Raw genomic sequence first — 7,613 nt, 5'->3', positions numbered from 1 at the left:
ATAGCTGTAGTAGATAATGAAGTTGTAGGCTGGTATGATATTAGTTTCTCAAATAAACAAATGTATCCTCATACTGGTACATTAGGAATTAGCGTATTGAAATCTTACCGAAGTAAAACCGTAAGAAAAGCATTATTACAAGCAGCTCTTATTCGTAGGAGGCTTAAGATTGAAGGAATACATAAAAAGCAATAAAATCAATATAAAAACTGCTTTATTATGACTTTGCTTTTAAATTAAAGAAAATCTGTTGCTGAATGAGTTGGATAGCTTGATAGTTAAAAAATTTTATACCATTAAGGCTAAATTTTCGAATTTTATTTCAGCTTGAATATAACTAACTAAAATGAGAGGTAACTGTGGAAGAAATAAATAGCCAATTAATATTCGACAAGATAAGCCACCTATCGGTGGCAGCTTAAAAGAAGATACTCTTGACCGATAAATATTTATGGAGGATTATAATACTGGTATTTGATTTGTTTTAACTTGAGTTATAAAGACTGAATGTTAGACATACATAAGATAATATATAATTGAGTTATGAGTAACTTGCACTCTGAGCAGCATTTGGTCAATGAATTAGCGGTAAAAACTCTTAAGGCCATTTCTAAAGAGCAAGCAATTCCTTACAGCAGGATCAAAAAGATTTTTTCCGAAGGAGATAAGGAAATAGCCAAGGCTTTCTGGATAATGTTGCGAAAAATATCTCCCAATCATAAGTATAATTCTGTTTACTATTGCCCTGATTGTAAAGAATTTGATTTAGAACGCAAAGGAAGAAAGATTCCTTGGTAAGAAAACATTAACTATAAGTAATTTATGGAAATAGTCGGTAAAGGAATATCTATAAAACATATTTTTCTAGACCGTGGTAATTGGTCTCGATTTCGCTAAAAAATACGGCAAGCTAAGATACGGCATTATTTTCAACGTCACTAAAGTTATATCGTGTGGAACGAAATATTTAGGATTTAAACGTTATAGCTGCCGTGATTGTAACCGCAATAAATCGGTAGCATTCAGCTGTAAAGGTAGGTTTTGTTCTCGTTGTGGTAAGAAACAAACGGATCAATGGGTGAGTAAGGCTAGCAATGTTCTACCAAAAACACGATGGCAGCACATTACATTTACAATGCCGGACTCTTTATGGCCGATATTTTGGCTCAATCGTGATCTGTTTGGATTGATTTCCGGTATTGCAGCAGGAATTATTAAGGAGATAGCTACAAAGAAAAATCTTGTGGTTGGTATATTTACTGCCTTACACACTTTCGGTAGAGATTTAAAACGCAATGTTCATATCCATTTATCGGTTACTTGCGGCGGTATAAATAGCAAAGGCAAGTGGCAAAAATTATTTTTTCCTGCCGAACCTATTAAAAAAATGTGGAGACATAGAGTCCTTGAGTTATTTCGCTTTCAATATATCTCAAGTAATTTGAAGTTGCCGTCCGCATATCAAAATGCTGAGAATTTTAATAACTGGATGAGTAGTTTATACGAAATCAGTTGGTATGTTTATTTACAAAAACCATCGGATGATCATAAACGCAACATAGAATATTTAGGGCGGTATATAAAACCCCCCCTATTTCCGAGACAAGAATAGAAAATTACGACGGAAAGCAGGTAACGTTTAAATTTCTTGATCACTATAATAATACAATTGATCGCATAACTATGCCCGTGATGCAGTTCATAGCTAGTCTGATTATGCATATACCAGATCGTTATTTTCGAATGATTAGGTATTACGGTTTTTTATCTAATAGAACTAGGGGCGTACAATTACCTATCGTATATAAGGCAATTAATCAAATCGTTCATAAGAAAACTAAGCTCATTAGTTGGAGATTAATGATTTGGTTGAATTTTAAAATAGATCCTCTGTTTTGCTATAATTGCAATAAATGTATGAATCTGCGGCAAGTTTATTACGGTTTATCTCCGCCATTGTTATTAATAAGAATCAATGAATTATTATCAACGCCTAGATAACATCATTATGGCGAACACTTCTTTCACGTCTTAGCCACATAATTTGTAAAACTGAACCTATTTTTAGATAGATTCTGGCAGAGATTTTTATAAAAGTGTTGATAATTTCTAATATTGTGGCTTGTAACTACATTTTATTAAACGAATTTTCAAAGTTTTGATTAACAATTTTTCTGGTTACAAATTTTGAAATTCCTATACTATAAAATATCCAAAGATTTAATTAATAGCTCTGTTAATATAATTAACCAAGGTGAGAACGAAGTAGATTCTAATAGCAAAAATAACATAGTTGAACAATATAAGCTTTTGGTTGACTCTTCCCACAAAATTGAAGAAAGACGGAGTTCATCTAACAATGTTTTCATAGGAATTAATACTATACTCGTCTCAGTTCTAGCTAATTCACCCCAATTAATAAAAATAGAAGTATATTACTTACCATTTATAGCTTCACTTGGTTTTATTGGGATATTAATTTCGTATGATTGGCTAAAAGTTATAAATTCTTACAAAAAACTTAATTTTTTAAATTATGCTTTGATTCAGTCGCTTGAAAAATTTCTTCCTACTTATGTTTTTTCATTAAGGGCAAAATTGGAAGCAGAGCAACCTGATCAAAAAATAAAAAACAGAGGTAGTAGTATTTTAATGAACAAGAAATTATTACCTCAGGTATTTTTGTCCATATATTCTATTTATTTTTTGACGGTTGTAATTATATTTTTCTACAAAATCTAATAAACCTGACATTACTATAATCGCTACTACTATTTGTCTATAAAATTCCAGAAAACGACCGTTTTTCATACACTTTAAAAATTGCTAATTTTTAAAACCTTAAATATCCAATAACTCATTCTAATTATCTATACTAGTTTTATACCCCTACTTTATCTTTTCTTACTAATATTATTAAAAGTACTTTTTATGCTTATTTTAGATTTAATTTTATTATTAAATTATGTGAGAATTAGCTTACAAGATAAGCCACCTATCGGTGGCAGCTTAAAAGAAGATACCCTTGACCGATAAATATTTATGGAGGATTATAATACTGGTATTTGATTTGTTTTAACTTGAGTTATAAAGACTGAATGTTAGACATACATAAGATAATATATAATTGAGTTATGAGTAACTTGCACTCTGAGCAGCATTTGGTCAATGAATTAGCGGTAAAAACTCTTAAGGCCATTTCTAAAGAGCAAGCAATTCCTTACAGCAGGATCAAAAAGATTTTTTCCGAAGGAGATAAGGAAATAGCCAAGGCTTTCTGGATAATGTTGCGAAAAATATCTCCCAATCATAAGTATAATTCTGTTTACTATTGCCCTGATTGTAAAGAATTTGATTTAGAACGCAAAGGAAGAAAGATTCCTTGGTAAGAAAACATTAACTATAAGTAATTTATGGAAATAGTCGGTAAAGGAATATCTATAAAACATATTTTTCTAGACCGTGGTAATTGGTCTCGATTTCGCTAAAAAATACGGCAAGCTAAGATACGGCATTATTTTCAACGTCACTAAAGTTATATCGTGTGGAACGAAATATTTAGGATTTAAACGTTATAGCTGCCGTGATTGTAACCGCAATAAATCGGTAGCATTCAGCTGTAAAGGTAGGTTTTGTTCTCGTTGTGGTAAGAAACAAACGGATCAATGGGTGAGTAAGGCTAGCAATGTTCTACCAAAAACACGATGGCAGCACATTACATTTACAATGCCGGACTCTTTATGGCCGATATTTTGGCTCAATCGTGATCTGTTTGGATTGATTTCCGGTATTGCAGCAGGAATTATTAAGGAGATAGCTACAAAGAAAAATCTTGTGGTTGGTATATTTACTGCCTTACACACTTTCGGTAGAGATTTAAAACGCAATGTTCATATCCATTTATCGGTTACTTGCGGCGGTATAAATAGCAAAGGCAAGTGGCAAAAATTATTTTTTCCTGCCGAACCTATTAAAAAAATGTGGAGACATAGAGTCCTTGAGTTATTTCGCTTTCAATATATCTCAAGTAATTTGAAGTTGCCGTCCGCATATCAAAATGCTGAGAATTTTAATAACTGGATGAGTAGTTTATACGAAATCAGTTGGTATGTTTATTTACAAAAACCATCGGATGATCATAAACGCAACATAGAATATTTAGGGCGGTATATAAAACGCCCCCTATTTCCGAGACAAGAATAGAAAATTACGACGGAAAGCAGGTAACGTTTAAATTTCTTGATCACTATAATAATACAATTGATCGCATAACTATGCCCGTGATGCAGTTCATAGCTAGTCTGATTATGCATATACCAGATCGTTATTTTCGAATGATTAGGTATTACGGTTTTTTATCTAATAGAACTAGGGGCGTACAATTACCTATCGTATATAAGGCAATTAATCAAATCGTTCATAAGAAAACTAAGCTCATTAGTTGGAGATTAATGATTTGGTTGAATTTTAAAATAGATCCTCTGTTTTGCTATAATTGCAATAAATGTATGAATCTGCGGCAAGTTTATTACGGTTTATCTCCGCCATTGTTATTAATAAGAACCAATGAATTATTATCAACGCCTAGATAACATCATTATGGCGAACACTTCTTTCACGTCTTGGCCACATAATTTGTAAAACTGAACCTATTTTTAGATAGATTCTGGCAGAGATTTTTGTAAAAGTGTTGATAATTTCTAATATTGTGGCTGGTAACTACATATTTATTAAACGAATTTTTAAAAAGCTGATTGATGATTTTTCTGGTTGCAAATTTTGAATTTCCTATACTATTAAATATTTTTTTCTTTATAAGAAATAATTTATATTGTATAAATTATATAGTGACACAAAAAAGGTAAAACCACATGAAAGCTTATAAAAGCTATATTGATAATAATGGAAAATTAGCAATTCCTAGCAAAATTAGAAAATACTTGCATCTTAAGGTTGGTGATGAAGTTACAATTAAATACTCAGAATCAGAATTAATTGTTTCTACCTTTCATTCTAACATAGAAAAAGCACGGAATATTTTAGAAAAATATGGAAACTTAGACCTCCAAAAAGAATTAAAATTGATGAGAAAAGAAAATGCAGATAAATTCTAAACTAAAAGGCAAAAAGTTTTTGCTAGACACATCAGCCCTTATAGCTTTGTTAAAAAAAGAATCTGGTTACGAAGTAATAGAAAATGTAATAGCTAGTAATGCTATCTCATCGGTTAATTTAAGTGAATTGGTTGCGGTTCTTACTAGAAGTGGCGTGTCAGAACAAGATATTGATGAAATCATTTCAGACTTAGTACCAGAAATTGTACCATTCTGCGAAGCTATAAGTATTAAAACTGGCAAGCTAGCTAAACTGACTCAAAACTACGGCTTATCTCTAGGAGATAGAGCGTGCATAGCCCTTGGTATCACTCTAGGGCTTCCTATCTATACGGCTGATAAAGTTTGTGCTGAGCTTAAACTGGAAAATACCGATATTAGGTTGATTAGATAAACTATTATATTACAAACTTTTATATAAAATGTTTATTTTAGGTACACCCAAAAAATACATTACTTAATAAACAAAATCATGCAAAATAATTGTTTATTTTAGGTCTGATTTTAGTTAATATACAAAAATCATTAATAGCATACCCAAAATAAACATTTTATGACTAAAATCGGTTACGCTCGCACATCAACAGTAGAACAAAATCTAGACTCACAAATTATCGCACTTAAAGCAGCAAATTGTGAAATTATTAGGACAGAACAAAAAAGCGGAAATAATCTAGCAGACCGGAAAGAACTAAATAATATTTTAGACTTTATTCACAAGAATGAGTATTTAGTAGTAACACGTATAGATCGTCTTGCACGCTCGTTAAAAGATTTGCAAATTATAGTAGATCGACTCAAAGCAAAAGGTGCTCATCTCTATGCCATAGAACAGCCGGTTGATACCTCAACTGCAACAGGTAAAGCATTCTTTGATATGCTCGGTGTCTTTGCTGAGTTTGAAACTAACTTGCGCCGCGAACGTCAGGCTGACGGCATTGCCGCCGCTAAGAACAAGGGTATTTACAAAGGTAGGCCTCCTTCTATTAACCAAGATAAGATTAAGCAACATTTACTAGAAGGTAAGCGCCCTACCCAAATTGCAAAAGAGCTGGAAATATCTAGAGGGACGATTTATAAGGTAAAACAGTTAATAGCTTTAGAACCTCCTATAACTCCCGCTAGTTTAGATTATTCAAAATGACTAAAATTGCGAATCCTCAAAATGATGTAGCTTTTTAGAAAATCTTCAGTGAAAATAAGATAAAATTATTCTGGATTCATATAGCTTTTTTGAGGATACCAGAAGCATATCCTTTTGAGACAAAAGGCAAAGATTGTTTATTATATAGTGGTAACAAATTAGTACTAAAATGGATACTAAATATTTACATGGTGAAGATACTCAAAGCAAAATCGCGAATCATAAGAATTGGTTAATATACCCGCTTTATCATTCTATTGCTTGGGTAAATACAGATACCTTAATAACGTATAATGGTAGAGAATATATATTAACTGGATTAGCTCAACCTATTACATCGATAAAAAAATGCATACTAGCAAGTAAAGCACCCAATCGCGGGGTAATCCCTCTAGACTCCTTAGTCTTGTATTTAGATAAAGAAGGTCATAATATATGTTGTTTTATTAATTATAAAGATCCTAATATAGTATGTATGCCACTAATTCGCCAACGTGCCGAAGATTACACTCTATATAAAAAGGTCAAATGCCTTTTAAAGGAAAACCCACATCAAGATCTTACAACAGAAGATCAAAGTAAGATTATAGACCTAGCACGACGATCAGGTCTTTTACTTGAAAAAAATCAATATCAGGCATCAATTGCAGTTCCACTGTTTAGCGAGGATATTGATAACAATGTTATCAAAGAAGAGGTTAAGAAAGGCGTATACAGATTTATATCCATACTGGGCTGGTATTTTGGTGGATATGTAGATGTAGACCAATCACAAGAGTTTAGTCAAAAATCACCAGTTTCTTTTATTCGAAATGCTAAGGTTGTTAAATACTCTATGACTTATTATAATCCCTCTAATTCAGATGATGTTGATTGTACCTCTCTTCCAATTATAAATGATGAAAAGGATAATATAGCTTTAGCTTTTTGGAGAGAGGGATTAAAATTGAAAGATATTCATGCAGGATTTGCTTTCTTAAGTTTTTATAAAGCAATAGAATCTCAATTTACCGAAAAGGACAATAAAGAGACAAATAAAGGCTGCAAAAAATGGATTACTGATAATTTAGGATTACTTCCTGATAACACGAGGGCTGGAGGGCGTATTAAGGATCTTTTAAGTCAGGGAGGATCTTTTAAAGATGTTAAAGAATATCTTTTTAAAAGTGTAAGATGCGCTGTAGTGCATGCCTCTGCAGAGAATAAAAAAATTATTAATCCAGATATTCCGTCAGATAGAGAGAAATTGGTATTAGACCTACCAATTATGGAGGCTCTAGCTGAACGATATATTAGAGTAGAAAGAAATATAAAATCGCGTTACATGCAACGATGTAATTAAACTGTCTATTATA

General features: G+C 32.0%; 7 protein-coding genes and 2 pseudogenes. All 9 read left to right on the top strand.

Annotated elements, in window-relative coordinates:
• Window positions 1-543 precede the first annotated feature (543 nt).
• The 9 genes and pseudogenes from N3Z16_RS10230 (at window position 544) to mauJ (ending at window position 7,600) form a co-directional block, all read left to right on the top strand.
• Window positions 544-798 (top strand): hypothetical protein, encoded by a 255-nt coding sequence (locus tag N3Z16_RS10230; protein ID WP_282485543.1) that lies wholly within the window; start codon window positions 544-546, stop codon window positions 796-798.
• Window positions 799-871: 73 nt separating this feature from the next.
• Window positions 872-2,001: pseudogene (locus tag N3Z16_RS10225) on the top strand (IS91 family transposase).
• 186 nt (window positions 2,002-2,187) lie between these two features.
• On the top strand, window positions 2,188-2,742 hold the full coding sequence (locus N3Z16_RS10220) for a RipA family octameric membrane protein (RefSeq protein WP_282487099.1): 555 nt from the start codon (window positions 2,188-2,190) through the stop codon (window positions 2,740-2,742).
• Between the two features lie 392 nt (window positions 2,743-3,134).
• Window positions 3,135-3,389 carry a hypothetical protein gene (locus tag N3Z16_RS10215; RefSeq protein ID WP_282485543.1) on the top strand — a complete coding sequence of 85 codons (255 nt, stop codon included), beginning with the start codon at window positions 3,135-3,137 and terminating at the stop codon, window positions 3,387-3,389.
• 73 nt (window positions 3,390-3,462) lie between these two features.
• A pseudogene (locus N3Z16_RS10210) lies at window positions 3,463-4,592 on the top strand (IS91 family transposase).
• Window positions 4,593-4,871: 279 nt separating this feature from the next.
• Window positions 4,872-5,114, top strand: coding sequence for an AbrB/MazE/SpoVT family DNA-binding domain-containing protein (locus N3Z16_RS10205; protein WP_282487098.1), 243 nt, complete (start codon window positions 4,872-4,874; stop codon window positions 5,112-5,114).
• Window positions 5,098-5,508 (top strand): type II toxin-antitoxin system VapC family toxin, encoded by a 411-nt coding sequence (locus N3Z16_RS10200; protein ID WP_282487097.1) that lies wholly within the window; start codon window positions 5,098-5,100, stop codon window positions 5,506-5,508. Before N3Z16_RS10205 ends, N3Z16_RS10200 begins: the two co-directional genes overlap by 17 nt.
• 159 nt (window positions 5,509-5,667) lie before the next feature.
• A complete protein-coding gene (locus N3Z16_RS10195) occupies window positions 5,668-6,258 on the top strand; it encodes a recombinase family protein (RefSeq protein WP_282487096.1) in 591 nt (196 codons plus the stop codon).
• Window positions 6,259-6,427: 169 nt separating this feature from the next.
• Complete coding sequence (gene mauJ, locus N3Z16_RS10190; RefSeq protein WP_282487094.1) at window positions 6,428-7,600, top strand: methylamine utilization protein MauJ; 1,173 nt, start codon at window positions 6,428-6,430, stop codon at window positions 7,598-7,600.
• Window positions 7,601-7,613: the final 13 nt, after the last annotated feature.

Source organism: Candidatus Megaera polyxenophila, assembly GCF_029982035.1.
Taxonomy (GTDB): domain Bacteria; phylum Pseudomonadota; class Alphaproteobacteria; order Rickettsiales; family Rickettsiaceae; genus Megaera; species Megaera polyxenophila.
Note: the sequence above shows the minus strand (reverse complement) of the source record. Positions and strands in the feature narration are given on the sequence as shown.

Bases quoted from the DNA above. Each gene is read 5' to 3' on its own strand.
- mauJ (WP_282487094.1), top strand. From the start codon at position 6,428: ATGGATACTAAATATTTACATGGTGAAGATACTCAAAGCAAAATCGCG.
- N3Z16_RS10215 (WP_282485543.1), top strand. From the start codon at position 3,135: ATGAGTAACTTGCACTCTGAGCAGCATTTGGTCAATGAATTAGCGGTA.
- N3Z16_RS10200 (WP_282487097.1), top strand. From the start codon at position 5,098: ATGCAGATAAATTCTAAACTAAAAGGCAAAAAGTTTTTGCTAGACACA.
- N3Z16_RS10195 (WP_282487096.1), top strand. From the start codon at position 5,668: ATGACTAAAATCGGTTACGCTCGCACATCAACAGTAGAACAAAATCTA.
- N3Z16_RS10230 (WP_282485543.1), top strand. From the start codon at position 544: ATGAGTAACTTGCACTCTGAGCAGCATTTGGTCAATGAATTAGCGGTA.
- N3Z16_RS10205 (WP_282487098.1), top strand. From the start codon at position 4,872: ATGAAAGCTTATAAAAGCTATATTGATAATAATGGAAAATTAGCAATT.